Source organism: Taibaiella koreensis (genome assembly GCF_003545715.1).
Lineage (GTDB): Bacteria > Bacteroidota > Bacteroidia > Chitinophagales > Chitinophagaceae > Taibaiella > Taibaiella koreensis.
Map to the genome: position 1 here is coordinate 47,447 of NZ_QVNU01000007.1, position 23,570 is coordinate 71,016.

At 45.3% G+C, this 23,570-nt stretch carries 18 protein-coding genes; 12 read left to right on the top strand and 6 right to left on the bottom strand.

The window, feature by feature from the left end:
• Positions 1–140: 140 nt before the first annotated feature.
• From DZK30_RS20470 to DZK30_RS20480, 3 genes are all read left to right on the top strand, one after another.
• Positions 141–1,682, top strand: coding sequence for a YifB family Mg chelatase-like AAA ATPase (locus DZK30_RS20470; RefSeq protein WP_118976057.1), 1,542 nt, complete (start codon positions 141–143; stop codon positions 1,680–1,682).
• A 200-nt stretch (positions 1,683–1,882) separates the two neighbouring features.
• Positions 1,883–2,158: a hypothetical protein gene (locus DZK30_RS20475; RefSeq protein ID WP_118976058.1), complete on the top strand. Its 276-nt coding sequence runs from the start codon at positions 1,883–1,885 to the stop codon at positions 2,156–2,158.
• Entirely contained in the window at positions 2,133–2,528 is a 396-nt protein-coding gene (locus tag DZK30_RS20480; protein WP_118976059.1) for a DoxX family protein, read from the top strand. Before DZK30_RS20475 ends, DZK30_RS20480 begins: the two co-directional genes overlap by 26 nt.
• A gap of 102 nt (positions 2,529–2,630) precedes the next feature.
• Here the strand turns inward: DZK30_RS20480 and DZK30_RS20485 are convergent, their stop codons facing one another.
• Positions 2,631–2,927 (bottom strand): sensor histidine kinase, encoded by a 297-nt coding sequence (locus DZK30_RS20485; protein ID WP_205529513.1) that lies wholly within the window; start codon positions 2,925–2,927, stop codon positions 2,631–2,633.
• A 460-nt stretch (positions 2,928–3,387) separates the two neighbouring features.
• On the opposite strand from DZK30_RS20485, the gene DZK30_RS26005 reads away from it, so the two are divergent.
• The 3 genes from DZK30_RS26005 to DZK30_RS20495 all read left to right on the top strand — a co-directional run bounded on the left by DZK30_RS26005 (position 3,388) and on the right by DZK30_RS20495 (position 7,667).
• Positions 3,388–3,618, top strand: coding sequence for a class I lanthipeptide (locus DZK30_RS26005; RefSeq protein WP_162903287.1), 231 nt, complete (start codon positions 3,388–3,390; stop codon positions 3,616–3,618).
• A gap of 445 nt (positions 3,619–4,063) precedes the next feature.
• Positions 4,064–6,907, top strand: coding sequence for a sensor histidine kinase (locus tag DZK30_RS20490; protein WP_162903288.1), 2,844 nt, complete (start codon positions 4,064–4,066; stop codon positions 6,905–6,907).
• Between the two features lie 4 nt (positions 6,908–6,911).
• Complete coding sequence (locus DZK30_RS20495) at positions 6,912–7,667, top strand: LytR/AlgR family response regulator transcription factor (RefSeq protein WP_118976062.1); 756 nt, start codon at positions 6,912–6,914, stop codon at positions 7,665–7,667.
• Positions 7,668–7,733: 66 nt separating this feature from the next.
• Here DZK30_RS20495 and DZK30_RS26010 read toward each other — a convergent pair whose 3' ends face one another.
• Both DZK30_RS26010 and DZK30_RS20500 read right to left on the bottom strand, forming a co-directional pair.
• Complete coding sequence (locus tag DZK30_RS26010; protein ID WP_162903289.1) at positions 7,734–7,958, bottom strand: class I lanthipeptide; 225 nt, start codon at positions 7,956–7,958, stop codon at positions 7,734–7,736.
• A gap of 393 nt (positions 7,959–8,351) precedes the next feature.
• Positions 8,352–10,742, bottom strand: a complete 2,391-nt coding sequence (locus tag DZK30_RS20500) for a PKD domain-containing protein (RefSeq protein WP_118976063.1) — start codon at positions 10,740–10,742, stop codon at positions 8,352–8,354.
• A gap of 496 nt (positions 10,743–11,238) precedes the next feature.
• On the opposite strand from DZK30_RS20500, the gene DZK30_RS20505 reads away from it, so the two are divergent.
• A complete protein-coding gene (locus DZK30_RS20505) occupies positions 11,239–11,694 on the top strand; it encodes a DinB family protein (RefSeq protein ID WP_118976064.1) in 456 nt (151 codons plus the stop codon).
• An 85-nt stretch (positions 11,695–11,779) separates the two neighbouring features.
• Here the strand turns inward: DZK30_RS20505 and DZK30_RS20510 are convergent, their stop codons facing one another.
• Together DZK30_RS20510 and DZK30_RS20515 are read right to left on the bottom strand one after the other, a co-directional pair.
• A complete protein-coding gene (locus DZK30_RS20510) occupies positions 11,780–12,400 on the bottom strand; it encodes a response regulator (protein WP_118976065.1) in 621 nt (206 codons plus the stop codon).
• A gap of 28 nt (positions 12,401–12,428) precedes the next feature.
• Positions 12,429–15,389, bottom strand: a complete 2,961-nt coding sequence (locus tag DZK30_RS20515; RefSeq protein ID WP_162903290.1) for a sensor histidine kinase — start codon at positions 15,387–15,389, stop codon at positions 12,429–12,431.
• Between the two features lie 449 nt (positions 15,390–15,838).
• Between DZK30_RS20515 and DZK30_RS20520 the strand changes: the two genes are divergently transcribed.
• Positions 15,839–18,121: a LamG-like jellyroll fold domain-containing protein gene (locus tag DZK30_RS20520; protein ID WP_162903291.1), complete on the top strand. Its 2,283-nt coding sequence runs from the start codon at positions 15,839–15,841 to the stop codon at positions 18,119–18,121.
• 323 nt (positions 18,122–18,444) lie between these two features.
• Here DZK30_RS20520 and DZK30_RS20525 read toward each other — a convergent pair whose 3' ends face one another.
• Positions 18,445–19,233, bottom strand: a complete 789-nt coding sequence (locus DZK30_RS20525) for an AraC family transcriptional regulator (protein WP_118976068.1) — start codon at positions 19,231–19,233, stop codon at positions 18,445–18,447.
• A gap of 92 nt (positions 19,234–19,325) precedes the next feature.
• On the opposite strand from DZK30_RS20525, the gene DZK30_RS20530 reads away from it, so the two are divergent.
• The 4 genes from DZK30_RS20530 (at position 19,326) to DZK30_RS20545 (ending at position 23,548) form a co-directional block, all read left to right on the top strand.
• Positions 19,326–19,568, top strand: a complete 243-nt coding sequence (locus DZK30_RS20530; RefSeq protein ID WP_118976069.1) for a hypothetical protein — start codon at positions 19,326–19,328, stop codon at positions 19,566–19,568.
• A gap of 32 nt (positions 19,569–19,600) precedes the next feature.
• Positions 19,601–20,899 carry a TolC family protein gene (locus tag DZK30_RS20535; RefSeq protein ID WP_205529514.1) on the top strand — a complete coding sequence of 433 codons (1,299 nt, stop codon included), beginning with the start codon at positions 19,601–19,603 and terminating at the stop codon, positions 20,897–20,899.
• 10 nt (positions 20,900–20,909) lie between these two features.
• Entirely contained in the window at positions 20,910–21,956 is a 1,047-nt protein-coding gene (locus DZK30_RS20540; RefSeq protein WP_118976071.1) for an HlyD family secretion protein, read from the top strand.
• 80 nt (positions 21,957–22,036) lie between these two features.
• The gene (locus tag DZK30_RS20545; protein WP_262706928.1) at positions 22,037–23,548 is read left to right on the top strand and encodes an MFS transporter; all 1,512 of its coding nucleotides are present in this window, start codon (positions 22,037–22,039) and stop codon (positions 23,546–23,548) included.
• Positions 23,549–23,570: the final 22 nt, after the last annotated feature.

The window sequence follows — 23,570 nt, forward strand, 5'->3', positions numbered from 1 at the left end:
TAAAGAATGCAGGGCTAATTTTCGCCTATTGGCCTTAAGGAATGCGAAAGGAAACGATGACAGGCGACCGCTGAGGCTCATAGAATCAGATTTTGCATAATTGATGCATGTTGTTATATTTGAAATCTTAATCCAGCGATATGCTTGTAAAAGTATTTGCCAGCGCCGTGCTGGGCGTAGAGGCGATGACGATCACCGTGGAAGCCGATGTAGCCGCCGGCTTGCTGGGCTACGCCATCGTGGGCCTGCCCGACAATGCTGTGAAGGAAAGCATCGACCGTATTCTCTCTTCTTTTAAGAACAACGGGTTTGAACGGCCGCGGAGCCGTGTGGTGATCAATATGGCGCCGGCCGATCTCAAAAAAGCAGGTTCGGCTTACGACCTGCCTATTGCTATCAGCATACTCGGCGCTACCGGGCAGCTGCCGTCCGACCTGTTTAAAACCCATATCCTGATGGGCGAGCTCTCCCTCGACGGAGCGCTGCAGCCGGTAAAGGGCGTGTTGCCTATGGCCATCCAGGCCCGGAAGGAAGGATTTACCGGCATGATCCTGCCGGAGCAAAATGCAAGGGAAGCAGCGTTGGTATCGGGATTAAATGTATTTGCGGTTGCGAACCTTCAGGAGGTGGTGCAGCTGTTAAAAGGGGAGGGGAGGCCACCCCTTGCCAAGGTCGACACCAGGGCCGAGTTTTTTACAGCCCAGGATCATTTCGACATCGATTTCAGTGAGGTCAAAGGGCAGGAGCATATCAAGCGGGCGTTGGAGATCACAGCGGCCGGTGGGCACAACGCCATACTTATTGGTCCGCCCGGGGCCGGCAAGACTATGCTGGCCAAGAGACTGCCTACCATACTGCCGCCGCTCACCCTGCACGAGGCACTGGAGACCACCAAAATACATTCTGTAGCCGGTAAACTGTCGGCCAATGCCGGGCTGGTGGCCCGGCGCCCCTTCCGCAGTCCGCACCATACCATCAGCGATGTAGCGCTGGTAGGCGGTGGCGGCTTTCCGCAACCGGGCGAGATATCGCTGGCGCACCATGGTGTGCTGTTCCTCGACGAGCTACCAGAATTCAAGCGTACGGTGCTGGAAGTGATGCGACAGCCTATGGAAGAGCGGCGGGTAACCATTTCCCGGGCCAAACTGAGCATCGATTTTCCGGCCAGCTTTATGCTTATCGCTTCCATGAATCCATGTCCCTGCGGCTATTACACCCATCCCGAAAAGGATTGCAGCTGCTCCCCGCAAATGGTACAGCGCTATCTTAACAAGATCTCCGGACCCCTGCTGGATCGTATCGATCTGCATGTTGAAGTAACGCCGGTAGCCTTTACCGAGCTATCGTCGCAACGGGTGGCCGAGAGTAGTGCCACCATCCGGGAGCGGGTGGTGAAGGCCCGCAACCGGCAGACAGAGCGGTTTAAGGCGCATCCGGGTATCTATTGCAATGCCGTTATGGGCAGTAAGCTGCTCAAGGAGATCTGTGTGCTGGACTATGCCGGCAACAACCTGCTCAAGACAGCTATGGAGCGGCTCAACCTCAGCGCCAGGGCCTACGACCGCATTCTTAAGGTAGCACGCACTATTGCCGACCTGGAAGAAAGATCGTCGATACGCCCCGAGCATGTGGCAGAGGCGATCCAATACCGCAGCCTGGACCGGGAAGGCTGGGCGGGGTAGGACTTTTTAGATTAAATAAGATGAAAGGCTTTTTGAGAGGAGAACTGAGCCCTGAGAAAAAGTATTGTTAGTGTTTGGTCAAAATTTATTCTTTCCACAGGGAGAGAAGCTTTCCAAGGCCAACCGTAACTGATAGTGTATAGCTTATTATTGTTAAATACAGAATATGATCCTGATGCATTACGTAATTTTACAGGCGCATGTTTGAAAATCTGAAATATGCTATTGGTAATGCTTATCCTTGGTATTGCGGAAAAGGTATTGAAGTACCCAAAATAACCGGAAGCAGAAGCATCGGTAGGAATGCTCTTTTCGTAGAAACAGCTGTCAATTCTGTATTTATCGAAAAAGATACAACTATCAAAGTATATTGGCTGAGCATCCTCACACCACCAACCTGCTGGAAGAAAACAAAAAAGCCGAAGCGGAAAGCGATAAAGAAGAGTAAAAATGGAAAAAGAAAAAATCAAAAATAGCGCGCGTATCCTGCTAGGTGTGGCCATGGTCTTCGCCGGTACCAGTCACCTGAGCTTTGCCCGCAAAGCATTCCGTGCGCAAGTGCCCGATTGGGTACCACTCAAAAAGGATGATACCGTGGTTTATTCCGGTTTTGCCGAGATCGCTTTGGGAACGGCGCTGATTGCCGCGCCGAAAAAACACCGTGATTTCGTAGGTAAGATAGCTGCCGGTTTTTTCGCCGCTGTGTTCCCCGGTAATATTGCACAGTACACGCATCACCGTAACGCCTTCGGGCTTAACACGGATAACAAGCGACTGGTGAGGCTGGCCTTTCAGCCGCTGCTTATCCTTTGGGCGTTGTCAAGCACAAAAAGGACCAAATCTTAAAGAGACAGGTTTCGGTATGAAAAGCGAATATTTTTGCTGTTGACCGTCTTCGGCTTATTGCTGCCGGACGCCTGCTAATCTTTTAATGCGGCTCCTAAATAATCACCGCAAACATTGTTTTTTTATCAGAGAAACTTCGATAGTCCCGCTATGGGCCTTTACGATTTCAGAGGAGATGAATAAGCCAAGCCCCAAACCTTTTTCTCCGGCCTTGATGTCGCCGCGGGAAAACGGATGGAATAAGGATTTTATAACCGCGTCAGAAATGGGTTTGCCGGAATTACTGACCCGGAGTATCAATTTTTCGCCTTCAAAAACGCCTCTGCCAGAACCGGTTGTTAACGCATTACTGAGCAGATTACTGAACAATTGCACGATACGATTGCTGTCAATCAGCACACCAATAGTTGATGGCCATAGGCTATTGGACGTCAACTCGTTTTACGGCGTTATCTTCCATTTCAGTGAGCAGCTTTTAAATCCGAAAGCCGGCGAAGGCTGTGTCAATTGGAATGATAGGTCTGATCTCATCAAAGTCTGGAACACATACTCTGCAATGTGACTCACATACTCAGAAATCTTCACGCCCAATCATTTGCTGTTTTTGGTTTGAATATAAGCCTCCAAATTGCAGGTAATAGATAAAGCAAAACAAAGGACAGTCAGAAGGAAAAGATCGTCGTCCAATTTATAATTGCATCATGACTTTTGAAAAGAGCTGACCATGTTTTAAAGAATAACTTCAAAACAGATGCATATTCTTATTCCAGGATAAACCCACATGACTTACATGTTACAACCAACCTCCGGCCGAGGAACATTTAAAATACTTTATTAAAACACCACTAAAAACCAAAAAATGAAAAAACAAAAGATTCAAATCAGCAGAAAGCTTGTTTTAGCCAAAGAGACGATTTCAAACCTTGGCGCAGATGACCAACACAAGGTCGTAGGCGGCATGATTTCAACCCCTCAGGTTTGTCACACTTTTGAAAATAGCTGTTTTGGCACCTGCGAATCCGTTTGCGACGCTTGCCCGACGAGCACTCCGCCATGTACCGGGACAATTACTACACCAGTGATTTGTTAAGCTACTTTGCTAAATAAAGTCCGGCGATGATGATTAAAAATAGCCACCCTACATCTTAGGGTGGTTTATTTTATTGGCTTTGTAAATGGTGGTAAAGACGACGTTCAATTTGGCTAAAATTGATGTCTCACCTACACAAAAAACATGTGGTTTAGCAAGCATTTACAACTATTTCGCCGGGAAACTCATCAAGTCCAATTGGATCAGATAATATGAGAAATTATGGTGGAAAAAAAAGGCAAATGATTCAGCGCGTTTGTTTTTGAGCAGGTATGTTTTATCGATGAGTAACTGTGCAATCCCTTGCTGCATGACTTGTCTGTTCTTTCAATTGCCGGTAATTTCTTCCTACTTTAGACCGGTAATCAATGTCATGGTTCGTTACGCTTACCTCCTCATCCTTCTAATCTGCAGTGCAACATATAGTCGTGCACAACGACAACTCATGAGGCATTATACCATAAACGAAGGGCTACCCAGTAATACTGTGTACAGCGCTTTCCAGGACAGTCGCGGATTTATCTGGTTCTGCACGAACTGGGGCGTGAGTCGTTTTGATGGGCATTATTTTGAAAACATTACCAGCAAACAGGGACTGCCAGACAATGAAATTTTCGACATGATGGAAGACCCCTGGCATCGTTGCTGGCTATTGTGCTACAATGGAAAGCCGGCGTACATCCTCGATGGCAAAGTATACTCGACACATAACGACGCTTTATGCCGAAGCGTCGAAAGAGCCGGAATAAAATATCATTTCTTTTCCTATAATGTGCAAAATGAATTTTGCCTGATAGGTAAACGTACCTATATCGTACACAAGGACCGGATAACCGTTTCCGACCCTGGCAGGACTTTTGAGGGCACGCCCCTGCCGTTCCATTACGCAGGCGTCGACTATGTGATAGATCCGGACCGGATACTGAAGAAGACTAGCCATGGCTGGGATACATTGCTGGAAGGTAGCTATATCTGTACCGCTTTTTATGGGGGGCATTTGTATGGCGTTCTTTCCAGAGATGCTTTATACCGGTCTGGGACGAAGTTCTTCTGCGACATCAATTTTTCGGGGACAAAGCCTTTGGTAAAATTGGTAAGAACGCCTTATAAAATACTCAAGTTTGTACCAGGTAAAAATAAGGAGATATGGTGCTGCACAGAAGCGGGTGTTTTTGCCTACGATCCGGCAAAGCAGGAAATAGATTCCCGGCAGGCAGTGGCGCTAAAGGGAACGGCAGTCAATCATTTTTTTACCGATCACCAAGGTAATTCCTGGTATCTTACTGCCAGCGATGGCATATATATGGATGCTCCCAATGCCATCGAAATCTATGATCGTAAAACGGGCTTGTCCAGAGACAATGTGCTCTCCGTTTGCTACACACCGGAAGGCATACTGGCAGGCTATGATAACGGCCTTATAGACCAGATCGGAGATGGGAGTATAATATCATTTAACATAAATAGCGGTAATTTCTGGAACCGGGTTCGCTATATGCTGCCCATCAATCAAGCAGCTTTTCTAGCCGGTACAGATGCCGGGTTGTACAAAATCAGCAGGGCAAGTGGTAAAAATGAAATGATGCTAAATGCTCCGCAGAAGTCCGGATGCCTTGCTGGCAATAGCTGCCTTGTTGGTTTTAACAACTGGCGGCATGGTGGCACCGCGCTATACAATATAGCCCGTGATGTATGGAACTATTTGCCTTTTGCAGCGGCTACCACGCTGGTAACGGCAACAGCTATAGATGATCAGCAAACTTTGTGGATGGGCACCATCAATGGGTTATATTACTGTAGAGAGAATGTGATACAGCAGTGGGTTGGCAATGGCGCTTTGCCCGACAGGCATATTACGTCGCTTGCGGTAACAAAAAAAGGGCAAGTAGTGGTCAGCACGCCCAATGACGGGCTTTATATCCTGGATAAGCAGAAAATGACCCTTCATCTTGATGAAAGAAAAGGATTGATCAGTAATCTCTGCAGTAAGGCCGCCGTTGATGAGCAGGGGCGAATATGGGTCTGTACAGATAAAGGGATCGATCGTGTTACATTGCTTGACGACTCGACCTGCACCATTTATCATTTATCGACTGCCGAAGGTTTACCCATGCATATCATCAACGATATCGCTTTTGCAGCAGGGAAAGCCTATTTAGCGACGTCCAGGGGAATTGTGGTCATCAGGCAAGATCAAACCGACCTTACTGTACCATCGCAGGTTTATGTACTCAGTCTATCCCATAAAAATAAGGTTATCAATTATCCAAGGAATGTCAGTCTGAAATATAATGAAAACAATGTCGTCATTAGTTACACCTGCATTTCTTATGTCGGTGGTAATGATATTACCTATCGGTACCTGCTGCGGGGTAGCAGCGGTAACGATACGATACAAACGACCCAAAGTACTTTGAACCTGGGTGCGCTCAAGCCAGGCCAATATGAACTTATGATTTGGGCGGCCGGTAAGAACAACAATTGGAGTAAGAGCGCTGCAGTACTATATCTCACTATACTGCCGCCATTCTGGGGAGAGATATGGTTTATTGTGCTGGTCATATTGGCCATGCTGCTCCTGCTTGCGCTGATCTATAAACGAAGAGTAGCCGTCCTGAAACGCAGGGAAACGGAAATCGCGAGTCGAAGGCGCAGAATGGCTGAACTTGAGATGCAGGCGTTACGTGCTCAGATTAATCCTCATTTTATGTTCAATTCTTTGAACGCGATCCAGAATTATTATAGTGAGAATGATGAGCGGAGTGCCAATTACTATATGTCGGCATTTGCGAGGCTTATACGGCAAACCCTCAATCACTCAAAAGAACACTGGATTTCCTTGGCCGACGAAGTGTCGCTACTTAAAACCTATATAGAACTGGAGCAAATGCGTTCCAGGCATGCTTTTGCTTACCGTATTGAATTAGGCCCTGAAATGGAACAGGAGAAAATACCAACAATGTTGCTGCAGGTCTATACGGAAAACGCCATCATTCACGGGCTGCGCCACCTGGACGGCATACGGGGAAAGCTGACGATATCTTTTCATCGCGATGGTAGTAATATAGTCTGTACAATAGAAGACAACGGCGTCGGCTTCGTAAAAGCGAAAGCACTGGATAGCAGGCCTGGCAACTACGAGTCTATGGGCATGAAAATTACGGACGGTCGTATCGCTACAATCAACGAGCTGTATAATACCTATATCGCTGTAAACATTCTGGATAAAAACACGCTGCAGGGCTATGGGCAAGGAACCATAGTAATCATAATAATACCCATTAAATAGCGATATGAATAAGATTAGTACAGTTATCATCGATGATGAATACGAAAGCCGCAAAATATTACAACGGTTTCTTGTTAAATATTGCCCCGATATCAAGGTCGTCGCAGAGGCATCCTGTATTGATGAGGCAATCGTCTCGATCAGGGACACCGCGCCCGAACTGGTGTTCCTGGATATCAATATGCCCAGGGAGAACGGCTTTCAATTATTCAATAAATTATCGGGGATCGATTTTTATACCGTATTTGTTACGGCCTATGACAGCTATGCCCTTCAGGCCTTCAGGCACCATGCCTTGGATTACCTGCTTAAACCGATCGATATCGATCAACTTATAGTAACGGTCAACCGTGTTAAGCAGCTGCGGGATGACAAGCAGCAAGCGCAGCAGCTCAAAGGATTTTTTGAAAGCTTCAGACGGCTACCAGAGCTGCCTAAAATCGCGTTGCCGGTTTTAGAAGGCTTTATTTACGTGCATACCGCAGATATCGTTCGATGTGAAGCCAACAGCAACTATACCTATGTCTATTTAACCGGAGGGAAAAAAGTAGTTGTATCAAAAACGCTTGCAGTCTATGAAGAGTTGCTGAAAGATCATGGATTTGCCAGGGTGCATCATCAGCACCTGATCAATTTGAAGTACGTTGAAAAATATGTTCGTGGCAGGGGGGGGCTGGTTATCATGAGCGATAAAAAAGAGATACAGGTATCCTCAAGGAAAAAAGAAGAATTCCTGAGACTTATTGGTGGTATGGGCTGATGTAAATGTCAGAAATGCCCGATCAGCAATGATCGGGCATTTCTGATGCAGTTCGGTTCCCGGTGCTTAGTCTGTGATGAAACATATACGACCATTACAGGGCAATGTTTCGCCAACAGTTATGGGCGCACAAACCGGTGGTTTCGTTTGAGCGCAAATACAAACGGAATTTAAAGAACAGTTATCAATTGTAGCTCCACCGACAACCATAGCGACATTGGTACTGGTAAGAGGTGCAATAGTGCCCTTGTTTAAGGATAATTTACCGAGGGCTACTTTTTTCTTTTTCATTTTTATCGGTTTTAAGTGTTAAGAAAAACTGCGCTGAAGTGCTCTGGCTCCGGGGCAATCAACATGTCTTCGCTAAGGAATGAGAACCTATTTTCGTGTTGCTTACTACCTGCAATTTGGAAACTTATATCTGGACAAAAAAGAACGAATGATTAACGGTGAACAATTTTATACAGGTGTGTTCCGTTTTTGAGCAAGCGTGATACTATAACGGAAACATTTAATAGCTTGAACCTTATGATTAGCCATTGTGATTTCAAAAATATTCCCACCTTATTTGTCATAAGGGATTAGCCGCTGTAAGTAGTTCAGGCTCAAGGCCGGCTCCCAAAACATGTCCCGCTCAAACTATAACTTAGTCTTTAAATCTGGAGATCAAAAGTGCTTCTTTGCCTATTCTTTTATAAAACGCCAGGATACCTGTTGTTTAGTGCCTGTATATATTAATAAATAGGCGCCGGGAGACAAGCTACTTATATCGATGTTTTCTCTCGGCTTTGTGATAGTGATGTTACGAAGTTTTTTCCCGCTAACGTCATAGATATGCAGCACAGAAGAAGGCATCATGTTTTCTATAACAAGTACCCTGGCCGTGGGGTTGGGATAAACCAGGACACGGGAAAAATCGGCGGGATCAATGATTCCTACCCCTCCCTGCACCTGAATGGATTGGCAGTTACTGCTGTCGCCGCAGGAATTAGTGCCTGTTACGCATACCACATAGCTGCCGGCATCTGCGTAAGTATGGCTGGTTGTATGGCCTGTTCCGACCTCATTATCTCCGAAACTCCAGTGAACGGTGTTTGCGGGCTGTATGCCGTTATATTGAAATTGCAATGCCTTTTCGGATGCTGTATAGCTGAAGCCTGCATCAGGCAAGGGACAAGCAAGGGTGACTTGTTCGCAGGCCGTATCTGTGCCGCAGCCCTTATAGCTGATGGCACAAATAGTGTAGGTAGCTGATGAGGGGTAGGTATGGTTGGCCGTAAAGCCTGTTGTATAAGCGCCGGTGCCAAAGTCCCAGCGTATGCTGTCTACCGGAGCGCTACCGGTATAGGTTGTGGTCACCATGTTGCCTGTTGTGGTATAGTTGAATGCCGCTGATGGCTGTGGACAATCAATGGTTATCGTCTGGCAGCTTTGCGAATTACCACAAGCGTTATAGACGGTAACACAAGCAGTATAGCTGCCCGGTAGAAAAGTATGGGATGGATTGAGCAGGGTGCTGGTACTGCCATCGCCGAAACGCCAGCGTACGCTGTCTATCCCTATAGAGGTAGCGGTAAAAGTGACGAGACCTGTTGCATCAGGCGCCGTATGGGTAAATACAGCAAAAGGCGGTGAACAATTGCAACTGTATCCATATTTGGCGATAAAAAAATCGCTGGGACCACCATGGCTTCGGTAGCCAGAATTACCTGCCCAGATGGAATCCGTTACCGTTCCCCCTATATAAATATTGTTCTTGCGAAAGGTCGCTGTCGTGCCGGATTCAATGCCTCCGGTGGAGTTGTCGTTGTTCCAGAAATCCATCTTCACCACATTACCAGAACTGTCCATGACAACCACGGGGATCTTGCCGGTAATGCCGGGCAAGATCAATGTATCGGAGCCGATCACAACGCTTTTCGCAAATCCGGTCAGGGCTATTTTACTATCAGACAAGTCGCCGTTCCACGCAGTAAGCCCGACGTCTGTGCTGGCCACTGAATTAAGCTGGCGTTTCCAAATCAGATTGCCATTCAAGTCTGTTTTCATTACAAAGCCGAACCTTCCGTTGCCAAACGGATTGTTGAAGGTTTGGCCCTTAAAGGTACAGTTGGCTCCGAAATAGGTGCCGAGTGTGTATTGGGCATTACCACTCCTGAAGCCGGATGCTGTGCCTCCGTAGCTCACGCCTGTAGTCGTAAAGGTATCATGGCCGACAAGGTTCCGGGAAGCGTCGAAGACAGCCATGCCCGAACCTTGGTAACTGTCTTGGGTTACGACACTCAGATACAACGTATTTGTGGGGCTATGGATGCTGCTTTTCATGTCTATATTTACAATAAGCATGGAATCGGCGAGCGGAAGTCTTACAACGTTTAAGAGATCTCCCTGCGGTGTATAAGTATAATCATAAATGCCTCTGTGGCTTATAACGGAAGGTGAAAGATGAGCGCCGCTCCCGAATATGGATCTGATACAGTGGATCAACGTATCCTGCATCAGTACTTTGCAAAACCAGTTTCCCGTTGGTGCATAAGAGGCTACAGAATTATCAGCCTGGGAGCGCATCCATAGCAACGAACCGGAAGTATCATATTTGATCAGCCAGGAGCTATAATAATTACCGCTCATAGTCGAATCGGTGCCGAAGTACCTTTCATTAGCACCTATGCCATCTGCGACGCCCGCTATATAAACATTGCCGCCATTGTATACGATGGTAGAGAAACGGAAATCCTGTGTGCCTTCGATTATCTTACCCCAGCGTATATGCCCGTTACAACTATAGCTCAGTAATGCTGCTTTGCTCCGATACATGCTGTTGATGCCTGTCTGTATCGGAAATGTCATGGTATCAAAAGTAACGCTGCCTGTAGCGATAAACTCAGTAATTACATAAACATTTCCGTTGTCATCGGTGGCTATTTCCCTTGTCAGGTCTTTGGCGTTATAGCCAGGTGGTGCTGCATAGGGTCCTCCTCCTCCGCTTAGCCATTGATGTGATTGTCCGTAAGATGTGCTGTAAGCACAAATAAGAAAAAGGAGTATGAGGATCAGATTATTCTGATGGAACATCGGGATTTGTTTTATAGAATGTTTAATCACCAGTCATAATAAGAATGGGTTAGCAGACCGGCCGCCAATTCTTGTATAACTCTTCTGGCGGGAAGCATTCAAGTTTTGGGTATTTCCCTCATTAAACGCGCTGCGAGTCGCTCAATATTGAAATTTATTTAAACTCCCGTGCCGGTCGCCGCCATAATCAATATTTGTCCTGAAATTCTTAGCCTCTATTAATATTTCTTTATACCCGCAAATTGAGGGCTCACACCTAACCAAAAAAGCGCCGTTTATTAAGTGTAATGATGTTCTGTGTAAGTGTGTCGTATGTATGAGTAACCGCCTTATAAGCTTCAATTTACAAATTGCTGCCTTAAGGCATGTATTTTAATGATATCGCGAAGAGAAAATCTAATACTTTTGGGATCAGGTCGCCATATGGGCCCAGCGCAACCTAGCGGTAGGCATGTTGAAGTATGGAAATTATAAAATTGTAGAACGATAAATAATTATGACTCAGTTTTTTGATATCAATAACCGGACGAAGCTACGTGAATTGTTATTATCGCTTGATCCGCAAGCAACACCAGTATGGGGCAAAATGACACCCCAGCAAATGATTGAACACCTGGTTGACCAGGTAGAATGGACAAACGGCAAAAAAATACCTTTCTGCGAACGACCTGCCGATGAGGCTTATCAAAGTAAAATGAGAATGGTTTACTCCGATGCAGAGATCGGTCGGAACGTGGTTTTTAATTCGCTCCCGGAGCACTACCAATATCCCGACATACCAACTGCTGTTGACCAGTTAATGAATGAGCTGGAAGTCTTTGATCGCTATTTTGAACAACCCGGCATCACTGCCATCCACGGCGGCTTTGGTCCTATGGATCATCATGAATGGCTTATATGGCATGGTAAGCACTTTACCCATCATTTGAAACAGTTTGGGATAATAGAATAGCGAAAAGTATCAACTCAAATGGAGGTACTTCCGGAGACAATTTTTCAGCCAGTATCCGGATGGTGGTAACAGAGAAAAGGTATTATCATTTTATGTTTTTATAATAATACGCTATGGCTTCTCCAAGGGAAGAAATATGAAGCTTCTCATAGATATGCTTGGTATGGGTATTGATGGTACTATAGCTGACTCCCAGTCTTTCCGCAATCATTTTATAGCTCAGCCCTTCCGCTAAAAGGGCCAGGACTTCATCTTCTTTTGGACTAAGCAGCGATTTGGCCTGGCGAGGCCTGAAGTATTCCAGCACTTTCTGGGCAATAAAAGGATTCATTACCGCCCCGCCCCGGTACACTTCTTCAATAGCCTGTAAAATTCGCTGCGGGCTGTCACTTTTGAGAATATAACCACTCGCACCGCTTTTTATACTGGTAAATATCTTATTGCTATCGTCAAACGCCGTTTGCATCAGTACCTGGATCTCCGGGTGTTTTGTTTTGATCAAACGCAGTCCTTCCAGCCCGTCTACACCAGGCATATTAATGTCCATCAGGACCACATCAGGATAGAATTGTTCCATATCCTGTAATACTTTATCGCAATTGGCGGCATCGCCGGCAAATACCAGCTCATCGTTAAGACCGATTAATGCTTTGAGGCTGTCCCGCCTGTTGTGGTGATCATCATAGATAAAAACGCGTATGCCCATAGTGTCCTCATTCGTAATAATGGTTAGATTATATTCCTTCTTTCAGGGGTATTCGTATTGTTATTGTTGTGCCTAGTTCCAAACCCGTTTCCAATGCCCAGCTTCCTCCCATTTCTTCCGTTCTGCGTTCCATATTGATAATGCCATTTCCCTTGCAGCACTGCAGGTCAAAGCCGATCCCATTGTCACTAATGGTAAGCATTGCAAGGTCTGCTTCCAGCGTCAGCGTAACCGACAGGTTTTTCGCCTTGCTGTACTTTACGGCATTATTGATCGCCTCTTTGGTAATAAAAACTATATTTTTACGGATGGTCATATCCGTGATCCGCATACTTGCATCCTCGTCCATAGTGATCTGATATTGAATATCGCCATCTCCCATGATATCGTTGGCAAAATTTCTGATCCTGGTACTCATCGTCATAAATTCATCTTTCCCCGGCTTCATACTCCAGATAATATCCCCTATATTTTCAGAAAGCTGTTTGGATTGGGTCGCTATCTTTTCCAATACTTTCCGGGCACGATCAGGATGCTGCAAGAGCAATTCATTGGCCACTACGCTGTTTACCTGCAGGCTGCTGAGCGATGCACCAATATCATCGTGCAGATCGGCCGTTATCTTATTGCGTTGTTTTTCCAGGGCAAGTTGCTGGCGAAAAGCGACTTTCTGTTTACGCAATCTAACCCGGTTGTACCACCAGGCAATAATAGTCGTGATCATAACAGCCACGATAACCCAAAACCAGGGTTTCAAATAAAACGGAAATGCAATAAATATCCGGATCGTTTTTTGATGCAGATTACGGTGCCTGTATTTATCAAATACACCTAGTTCAAGCAGGTAAGTTCCCGGGGCAAGGCTATTAAAGGTAAGTAAGCTTTTGCCGGGCATATGCTTCCATTGCGTACCTGTTCCGCCAAGCTTATAGATCAATTCGTTGTTGTTGTCCAAATCCTTTACAATCGCTTTCACCACGATATTATTTTCCCTGTGCAGCAAATGAAGTTCTTTGATCTCATTTGCATTGCTGTCCGGCTGTACAATGAGGTCGTTGACCAGTATTTCATCCACATACACTTCCGGTTGATAAAAGGATACTGGCTTTAATGGCGGGTTGAAGTAATTGAACCCGCTAACACCTCCAAAATACAAGGTGCCATTGGTGGCTTTGTAAAAGGCTCTGTTGTTAAAGTCCCAATCCTGGATGCCATCGTCTTTGTCGTAATTTGTTATTTGAAAAGTGTGTGTTTCGATGCTACTCAAGCCATGTTGGTGACTGCACCAGACGTTCCCGTCCCGATCAAGCAAAAGACCATAAATATAAGTTCCTGCAAGTCCGTTATTGGCGTCAAAATGCCTGATCGGGTTAAAATATCTATCCAGGAGGTAAATGCCCTTATTGGTGCCCACCCAATACCGATGGCGCATGCTGTCTTCCTGCACATAAAAAGACTGAACGCTGGGCAATATTGTCTGAATCAATTTCAGGTTGTCGGTACTGTCGGCAGCGATCAGCCACATATCCTTATTCAGGTAACTGACGGCATACCGGTTATTGCTGAGTGGATTGATAGTAAAAAAGCTCTTGTACGGTATATTTTTTACAGGAACCAATGCTTTTTCTTTTAACCAGAAAAGCCCGTTGGAAAAGGAAAGTAATACTCTGCCATCCTGTAATATCTTTAAAGCATGGCAGGTACCAAGACCGCTTGAAGCATGAATTGTATACTTCAATACCGGCGCCTCTTTCATCCCGGCAAAATAGATATTCAACAGATGATGCCGGTCGTAGGCAGATTCATAGAGCCACATACCTCTACGTTTGAGGTCTGTTTCTGGTCTGAATGCTGCCCTTCGCCCGATGAGCGCAGCTATATGGTGCACCATTTTTAGCTGTTGAGTACCAGGTTCCAGTAAAAAATCGCCTTGAAAAAATATATCACCATTGGGCATTTCTGCAAACCCGGTTACAACTTTTTGCCTTAATCTTTCAAAGTCATTATCATTGCCGGGAACCTTGGACAGCAGGAATTCCGAAAAACGGAAAATGATCTGGCCCATACCGTCTTCACACATCCAGAGTCGCCCTGACTTATCAAAGCCCAAGTCGAAAATACCGCGTGCAAATTCGACGGGCACGTTACGCACCCGCCGGCAGTTCTTAAAATTGCGGTCCGTCAATAACGTTCCGGAACGGCACTGAACCGCTATGGCATGCTCATTACAGGTTACCGAGATCACCGAACGGAGGTCTACATTCCCTATACGCTGAAGAAACTGCTCCCGACCAGTGATCGTATTGTACAGCAGCACACCCTTATCCAGGCCAAGCAATAATTGGTTGCGGGACCGGTCAAAGTAGGTACATAATATCAATGCGTGGTTCTTTTTTATTATCCCGGGTTCAGCCGCGGACAGCGATCTGTCATTTATATTGTACCGGTACAGTTTATTCGTCCCCGGACACCAGATAGAACCATTGTTGTCCAAAAAAGGCAGACGATAATAGAAACTGGAACCGTCCAGGTCCAACATATCATAGATGTGAGCAGAGTTGATTTCGGGTAAGGGCGCCTGGAAAATATGGTCTATCTTACTATTTACAACATCGTAGGTAGCTATTTCGTATTTCCGGTTAAAGCACCACATTTTCCCATCTCTAAAAGCAAATGGTATCGCCAGGCCATCATTGCGCCGATCATATATTTCCCGTAGGGTAAATTTGTCTGTTGAACTATGGTAAATGTATAGCCCGTTTACACTACCTACATAAATATTGCCTGCGTCGTCTTCGGCAAATCCATACCCTTGCTGAAGGGGAGGACAGCCCTTAAAGTACCGGTCAAGATTATACACCTTTACCGTTGATCCATCGTACCGGTTAACCGCATCATTGCCCGTGATCCATATAAAACCCCTGCTGTCTTCATACCGGAAATAGTTGGCGCCCTGCGATAGCCCGTCGTCCTGGGAAAGCCTTTTCATAGAGTAGCTGAAATATTGTTGCTGCGTTCTGGCATACAAATGCCGATCGCTGATCAACAACAATAAAATCAGCAACAGCCGCAGGGAAGTTATATCCAGCTTGAACAAGGTGATCCCATTTTGCCGTAAAGATCATAAAATAATCCATAAGCAATGAATGGCTGGCAGTGGGGAATGCTGGAAGCAAGCACATAAGGGCGACCGGCCTCCCTTTATTTATGGATACTGCTGTTGCCCGGTCAATAGATCGCAGGCCTTTTTCTCCTTTGGCGTTTTGTAGGAAGTAGATTGGGCGCTATTATCAGTTGTTTACCTTGGTCCTCTTCCTTCAATTCACATGCACTGCTTGCCTCCCTAGAATAAGGGATTTTTTTTCTTTGCCGGAATTGGATTTTTGCTAAAACAAATCTCCTGTGTTCAGGAGCCTTTCCAAACCTAAAATCATCTTTATGAAAAAAATTTTCGGCGTAATGCTGTTGCTGGCAGCCTGCTGGTGCAGTCGTGCCCAAAGCGGCCCTTGTAACAATACCTTTGTAAAACAACTGGATCGCGTTGGGAAAATAGCACCCCGCATCTTCAGGGATTCTGCGGCGACGAACTATTTCCTGACGACGCGTAGTAATGACACTATTTTCATTTCGCGTATTGATGCTGTGGGTAATATTCTTTCGACGCGGACTATAAATTTTCCCGGAGATGCCGGCACGATCATTGATTTGGTTGTGGACAAAATTGACGGTACACTGGCATGTATCGTAACGGGCACCAACAACAATTTTATATTTAAATACGATTATGCTACGGCCACCTTTAACTGGATCAAGCGATATCCGGCCAATTATCTTTTTGAAAATATCCATCATTTAGGCGCCAATGCCTATGTGGTCACCGGAGAATTCATGAATGGCCCGATCGTTATTTTCCGTATGAACCGCGTTACGGGCGCCATGACTGCTGTTCAGGGAACCGGGTTTACAGGGGAGTTTTTATCCACCTATCAAGGCACAGATATTTATGGCGCCTGCCGGTATTATAGTTCAGGTACCTTGTTTAATCCCTCCTTATACGGGTTCAATAATACAGGCAATGTGTGGACCAATACTTATGTGCAGAATACTCCGGGATCCTCCGCGCTTATTTATCCGGTTGCCCCTATTGTAGATCATAATAACCTGGTACAGCTTAGTAGCGGAGACGACGCTGGCATAGGTACCTACCAGACGGGGCCTACAGGCGTATGGCTACTGAAAACAGATTTGCATGGAACATTGGCATGGACCAGGCAAATCCTCATTCCTGGCTACACACAATTAAATGCAAAAAAAATAATCAATACGGCCTCGGGCTATTATTTGTTGATAGATGCCTATAATGGTACGCTTACCAACTACTTTTTCCTGGTAAAAACAGACAAGAACGGGCACGTACAATGGGCTAACCGTTATGGCATCAGTGGTGAGAACACCGTTGTATCAGGTGTTGAAAGCAATAGCTATTTGTACCTTACCGCATTGTCGCAAAGTTATAATCCTAACAAGCCACTCCTTTTCCTAAAATTGAATCCCCTGGGTATGACCGACATTAGCTGTCCCTATATCCAACCGGTGAGCGCTTATGATTCGATTTATACCCATACGCAGGCGGCTAAGCCAACCGTATTCAACCCGACAAATTATTCCAATACACCCGGTACGATTTTCGCATCCAAGGTTACCGCTGTGGAAAGGGTATACTGCTCCACCCCCTGCATGCTTCCCTGCAGTACGCTCAGCGGAACACTTGCCAGCGGTGTACTTGCTTTTTACCCCTTTGGAAATGGTTCCCTCAACGATCTTTCCGGTAATGGCTACCATCTGATTAATCCAACTACAGCCTATCCGACAACAGACAGGGGTGGTAGTGCAAACTGCGCCTATCACTTCGATATGGTCAATCATGATTTCCTTACGATCCCTACCGGTGGCTCCGGTTTTTTGAACAATATCACCACAAGCCCATTCTCTATTTCGCTTTGGTACCAGGCTACCGGTACCAGGCCTGGCGGAAATTATGAATTGTTGATCGGAAGAGGGAATACACCCTTACATTGTCCGGATACCTGGGGAGAGTGGTCCATCGGTTTGCACGATTGCAGAAAAGCGGTTGCCGGGCTCGATCAGACCAGTCACTGGGAAACGAGCAGCATCATGGACTGTGACTCTCTGCTGAACTTAATATCGAATCGCTGGCACCATCTCGTTTTTATATACGATGGCGTAAACTACAGTTTATATAAAGACGGTATACTTTACGCTGCTCCAAGTGGCCTCTGTGGTAATATGTCGGCCAATATAGGAGAGATGATGCTGGGCGTAGACTATACCGGGGATCTGGACGATATTATTATATACAACCGGGCACTATCCTCTGCCGAAGTCAATGCTTTGATGAACCTTAATGGTTCCTGTTGCGATGGCCTGATGTCGACATTCCGTAGCAAGACCACTTTACCGGCATTATCTAATGCGGTAAAGATATACCCCAATCCGACAGAAGGGCAATTGTCTGTATCGGCCGGGAACGGCATTGTCCGCAGCATCCTGGTGTACGACAATACCGGCAGGCCATCGGGCAGCTACCAGTTCGACGCTGCTATCGTTAATCTTGATCTAAGTCATCTGTCTGCGGGTATTTATTTCCTTAAGATCACTACGGATTCGGGTACTAGCGTTGAAAAGGTAATCCTCAAGTAATTTGCCGCTGCATTGACCATGTAGAAGCATCAGAAGCAGCTATCCACCCTGGTAGCTGCTTCTGTATTTACTCATTTCCTGTCGATGGTTTATTGATGTCCGTTCCTTGGGCAGTCTCCGGAACTAACCCTACACAAAAGGTCATTGCCGACCTGGAAGAAAGATCATCGCATGTGGCTGAGGCCATCCAATACCGAAGCCTGGACCGGGAAGGCTGGGCGGGGTAGGGTATTGTGGGTTTTGCAGCTAACAGGCTGATACATTTTGAGCGGCTTTAATCAAAAGCTGTCTGCTTCCGAAGAAAACACTTACTTACAATCATCCTACACCCGCGACATGGTCTTAAATTCGGTAGGTCTCATGTTCGTCAATTGGTGAAAATTATTGCTGAATGCAGCTATATTGGAATAGCCAATCTCGTAGGCAATTTCAGTCATGTTCATATCGCTGTCTTTAATCAACTCCATAGCCCTGATGATCCGCAACATTTTTACATACTGGATAAAGGTGATGTGCAGTTTTGTTTGAAATAGTCTTGTCAGGCTTCTTACACTCATACCCCATTCCGAGGCTGTGCGTTCCAAGGTAAGGCTTTCATTCAGGCGGGCCCTAAGCTGACCCACAATAGCCTGGAGCCGCTGATCGTCGGTGGTAGGCAGTTGGATGGAAAATTTTCTAAGGTTTTCTTTGGACAGTACGTTTCTCAATGTGGTTAAAAACTCAAATTCCCACGATCCTTTGCAATAATCACCCTGCCATTTTTCGCTAAAAGACAACATTTCAAATAAGAGCTTACTTACGGGATAAATCCCCAATTCGTTGTAAAAACCATCTCGACGCTTCTCGGGAAAATAAATGTTGATGATATACAGGTCCTGCGTGTTGAACATCAGGTTGTGTGGATAATTTTTAGGTATCCAGATATAGTGATTGGACGGAATATAGAAATCCTTTTCGTCTGTCTGCAGGTAAGCAATCCCTCCAAAAACCAGTAGTAACTGCGCTTTATCGTGTTGGTGCGAAGGTAAACGTTGTTCCGTTTGCTGTCGCACCACCAGGATAGCATCAGGATTCCGGTCAACGCTCTTGATAAGTTGCTTCAATATATCCATGTGGCCAAATATAACAAATATTAGGCTAATTATATAAAATGATGGTCTGCCGGCATAGATAATTTTGCTATTGAAATAATACTAGCGTCGTTATGAAACAGAAAATCATAAGCCCCGATAAAGGCGTTGCACCTGCAGCGCAGGACAAACCGCGCGATCATGCAGCATCTCAATTAAAAGCAGAAATGGATGCACTTAATGTCTATTGGCTTGCTTATCCTTTCATGCCCATGATGGATATAATCATTGTCTTCGATGAATTGAGAAAGATGGTAAAAAGCTGGTTCCAAAATAAAAGAAAACGTACAACCATTTGTAAAAAGAAAACCCCATGAAACGATATCAATCAATTCCAATTTTGGGAGCTATGCTGCTACTATTGGCGCCATCGGTCCATGCCCGGGATGCAGCAACTACCCAGACATGGAGCCTGGAAGAGATATGGAAGGTTGCCGAAACGAATAACCACCAATTAAAGCTATCGGATTTAAATCTTCAGCAAAGTAATTTGGAAGTACTTGAAGCCAAAGACCGTTTGCTACCGGAACTTTCCATAGGTGGCGACGCAAAGCTCAATACCAGGTTTCTCCTTTACGATAATGGATTATTCTCCTCTCCACAGGATATACCCATAAAAGGCTATGGCTACGGAGCCGGATACAACTTAAATGTCAACCTCTTCAACGGCGGTAAAGACAGGCGAACCATCAGGATAAAGCAGGAAGAAAAGACACACAAGCAGTATGAAGCCGATCTGCAAATGCACAGCGTAAAATTCAATGTGGCTGTGGCTTATTTCGACTTGTATAAATACCTGCACTTCCGCGATTTCCTTGCTGCTGAAATGGCTACTGAGCAAAAACAGCTATCGCTCATCGAGAGCTTACATAAAAACGGCATTGTGCTGAAGAGTGATGTGCTGAGAACCTCGGTGAAATTGTCGCAGCTGGCATTAAGCCTTTCGGATATTGACAAGAAAATCGATATTGCCATACAACGGCTCAATATCCTGATGGGGCGTGATACAAATGAGGAATTAGAGATCGATGATGGAAGCGGCTTGACATTGGATGCCATTACAGATGCTGATTACGCCGGTTACCTGGCTATCGCGCTCCGCCAATCGCCCGCATATAAGATAGTCAATAGCGACATCCGGTTGAGTGAGATGAGCATCAGGCAAATTAAGGCTACACTTCTGCCTAAAGTTTCCTTCTACGCCAATTACAATTATACTTATCCGCAGATCTCATTTTATCCTTACTCTAATGATTTGTGGGGATTTGGGCAAACGGGAATCAAGGTGCAGTTTTCTGTTGACAATTTATATAAAAGCAAACATGCCATTGCACGTGCCCAGGTGGTCAATAACCAGGCTAAAGAAAAAGGCGACATAAAAAGGGATGAGATTTCCTTGCAGGTAAAAGAGGCTTATTTGCAGCGGCAACAAGCTTTGGAAAGTGTAGAAACGGCAGAAAAGAATATCGTTAAGACTGCCGAAGCCGTTCGGGTCATCAGAAGCAGCTATCTCAATCAGGAATCACTTTTGACCGATCTTTTGGACGCAGAAAATGCTTTGCTGGAAGCAAAATTTAACCTGACAACCGCACAAACAAATTTCAAACTCAGTCATATCCAGTTACTGGCAATCGTAGGAATGCTTTAATACAAAAATTATGAACAAGAATAGAACAGATAAAATAGTGGTAACCCTAACCAAGTGGTCGGGAATCTCCTTGTTTACTGCAGTCCTCATTTGGGGAACAGTATATTTCTTAAAAGGATACCGCTACGAACAGACCAATGATGCGCAGATAGACGCCTATTTATCGCCTGTAAATGCCAAAGTAGGCGGCTATATCAGCAAAATTTATTACAAAGAAAATCAGCAGGTCCATAAAGGAGATACGCTTGTGGTGATTGAACGCGACGAGTATGGGCTGAAAAGAAATGCCGCATCGGCAGAACTGATGAGTGCACAGGCCAAGCTGCCTATTCTGGCCGCTGGCGAAGAAACGCAAACCAAAAGCATCGAAGTTATAAAAGCACAGCTCTCCGGTACAAAAGCGAAACTGAACCAGCAGCAAAGGGAATTCGACCGGTATAAAAACCTGTTGGCGGATGAATCGATCACACAGCAAAAATTCGAAAATGTCAGTATGTCTCTGGCGATCAGCCAAGCTGATTATGATCAGACAAAAGCTTCCCTGCAGGTCGCCGTATCAAGACTAAACGACCTTAGCGCACAGCGTAATGCGATAGCCGCAGAAATAAAGATTAAGGAAGCGTTACTTGAACGGCAGGAACTGGACATTAAGTATACCATAATCACCGCACCTTTTGACGGACAGATCGGTAAAAAGACCATTCAGGAAGGGCAATTGATACAGCCGGGACAAACCCTGGCATTCCTGGTGAACAAGGCCGAAGAAAAATGGGTGATGGCCAACTTTAAAGAAACACAGATTGGCCATTTCAAGATAGGGCAACCCGTATCAATAGAAGTAGACGCCTGTCCAAACGATCAATTCAGCGGCGTGATCGAATCGCTTTCGCCCACCACCGGTTCCCGTTATTCCTTACTGCCACCGGATAACGCTACGGGCAATTTTGTAAAAATTATACAACGTATTCCCGTCCGGATCAAGCTTACCGATACGCCTGAAAAATTGGCCAGGCTCTCTGCAGGAATGAATGCCAATGTTTACGTTTTAAAAGATTGATCATGCAAGCACATAAAATTCCGGTTTTCAAACCATGGGTATCCGAATGGCTGGCAAGGTCTGTGATATTTGCGATCCTGATGACCTGCCTGTTTAGTTTTGCTTTTTTCAGTAGTCCGGTTACGGTAATGGGCTTTTATGGTGTACAGCCTACCGATGTTCAATATGCCATGATCGTTATTTATGGATCATGCGTTGCTTTCCTGGCTTTAGACTTTCGTATCGTAAAGTATTTTGCGCCGAGGAAATACCTGATGATGGCGCTTGCGGTCAATGCGGTGTGTTCCCTGCTCTGTTTTCATTCCAGAGACTGGACACTATTTGTCATTTGCCAGTTTGTGCAAGGGGTCACCTGTGCATTAATGTCGGGCATCGTCTTGCAACTCACTTTTCCAAGATTGGAATCTACACGTGCCCGGGTGATTGCCTATAGTCTCCTATATGGCAGTATACAAATCTCCGTTCCGTTTTATGCCATCTATTCCAGTGTGGTGCTTCATTTTTATGACTTCAATTGGCTATTTTATGGTTTCACGATCATGCTCACCGTCCTGGCATTCGTGGTATTGCTGACGATGAACAGCAAAGCAAGATTTACAAAAAAGATACCGCTTTACCAGGTGGATTGGGTGGGGTATCTGTTTTATGTATCTTTTATTTTGATATCAGGATACATCCTGATCTATGGACGGCAACTGGGCTGGTTTGACAGTCCGTTAATTATTCTGCTCGGTCTTAGCAATGTAACCATCCTTATGTTATTCGTTAGCAGGGCAACGAAGCTTAAACGGCCATTGATCGACTTGCACATTTTCAAGGTTAAGAATTTTGTCATTGGTCTGCTATTGCTTTTTTCATTTTACATATTCAAGGGAAGCACCGGACTTGCCTATGGCTATCTTGAAGTCATTTTAGGCAACGATCCGCTCAGTACTATTCCCATATGGATCGCAGTAATTGCAGGAACCGTTCTGAGTATGTTTGTTACCTCCCGGTTTGTCTTGATGGGCTTTAACCTGGTAAGGATGATTATAGCAGGTTTTGGCATTATGGCTTTGTATTATGCCTACATGATCCTTTTTGTTTCCGTACAGGGAGAGACAAGTGATTTTATCCTGCCTATGTTTATTTATGGTGTGGCAACAGGCGTTTTATTTGTTCCCATTGTTTCCTTTACCAGCTCCGCGGCACCGCCAAAGATTGCGTTGAACGCGTCACTTATCGGCATATTGGCACGGTTCACCGGTTTCACAACCAGTCTGGTGCTGAATAACGAAATTCAATTATTTTCCAAATCCGCGGTTAGAGAGAAGCTTCGGGAAACACTAACGGAAACGAACCCGCAATTGCCTGTTACCCTACTGGACATTCAAAACAAATATATCAATGCAGGCAGCGATATTTATACGGCAAAAGGCGCTTCAGGAGCGTTTTTTAATAAGCTTGTAGGGCAACAGATATTGGCTCGGGCCACACGGGATTATTACGATCTGATGCTTGTGGGTTTAATTTTCATTATAGCTGTTCTTCTTTTTTTACCACAGATCCGGAAGGTGGTTTTAAGGTTAAAGAAGGGAATTATTCCTTATTAGCCATTACCATAATGTGGGTCAA

Bases quoted from the DNA above. Each gene is read 5' to 3' on its own strand.
- DZK30_RS20470 (WP_118976057.1), top strand. From the start codon at position 141: ATGCTTGTAAAAGTATTTGCCAGCGCCGTGCTGGGCGTAGAGGCGATG.
- DZK30_RS20475 (WP_118976058.1), top strand. From the start codon at position 1,883: ATGTTTGAAAATCTGAAATATGCTATTGGTAATGCTTATCCTTGGTAT.
- DZK30_RS20480 (WP_118976059.1), top strand. From the start codon at position 2,133: ATGGAAAAAGAAAAAATCAAAAATAGCGCGCGTATCCTGCTAGGTGTG.
- DZK30_RS26005 (WP_162903287.1), top strand. From the start codon at position 3,388: ATGAAAAAACAAAAGATTCAAATCAGCAGAAAGCTTGTTTTAGCCAAA.
- DZK30_RS20490 (WP_162903288.1), top strand. From the start codon at position 4,064: ATGAGGCATTATACCATAAACGAAGGGCTACCCAGTAATACTGTGTAC.
- DZK30_RS20495 (WP_118976062.1), top strand. From the start codon at position 6,912: ATGAATAAGATTAGTACAGTTATCATCGATGATGAATACGAAAGCCGC.
- DZK30_RS26010 (WP_162903289.1), bottom strand. From the start codon at position 7,958: ATGAAAAAGAAAAAAGTAGCCCTCGGTAAATTATCCTTAAACAAGGGC.
- DZK30_RS20500 (WP_118976063.1), bottom strand. From the start codon at position 10,742: ATGTTCCATCAGAATAATCTGATCCTCATACTCCTTTTTCTTATTTGT.
- DZK30_RS20505 (WP_118976064.1), top strand. From the start codon at position 11,239: ATGACTCAGTTTTTTGATATCAATAACCGGACGAAGCTACGTGAATTG.
- DZK30_RS20510 (WP_118976065.1), bottom strand. From the start codon at position 12,400: ATGGGCATACGCGTTTTTATCTATGATGATCACCACAACAGGCGGGAC.
- DZK30_RS20515 (WP_162903290.1), bottom strand. From the start codon at position 15,389: ATGAAAAGGCTTTCCCAGGACGACGGGCTATCGCAGGGCGCCAACTAT.
- DZK30_RS20520 (WP_162903291.1), top strand. From the start codon at position 15,839: ATGAAAAAAATTTTCGGCGTAATGCTGTTGCTGGCAGCCTGCTGGTGC.
- DZK30_RS20525 (WP_118976068.1), bottom strand. From the start codon at position 19,233: ATGGATATATTGAAGCAACTTATCAAGAGCGTTGACCGGAATCCTGAT.
- DZK30_RS20530 (WP_118976069.1), top strand. From the start codon at position 19,326: ATGAAACAGAAAATCATAAGCCCCGATAAAGGCGTTGCACCTGCAGCG.
- DZK30_RS20535 (WP_205529514.1), top strand. From the start codon at position 19,601: ATGCTGCTACTATTGGCGCCATCGGTCCATGCCCGGGATGCAGCAACT.
- DZK30_RS20540 (WP_118976071.1), top strand. From the start codon at position 20,910: ATGAACAAGAATAGAACAGATAAAATAGTGGTAACCCTAACCAAGTGG.
- DZK30_RS20545 (WP_262706928.1), top strand. From the start codon at position 22,037: ATGACCTGCCTGTTTAGTTTTGCTTTTTTCAGTAGTCCGGTTACGGTA.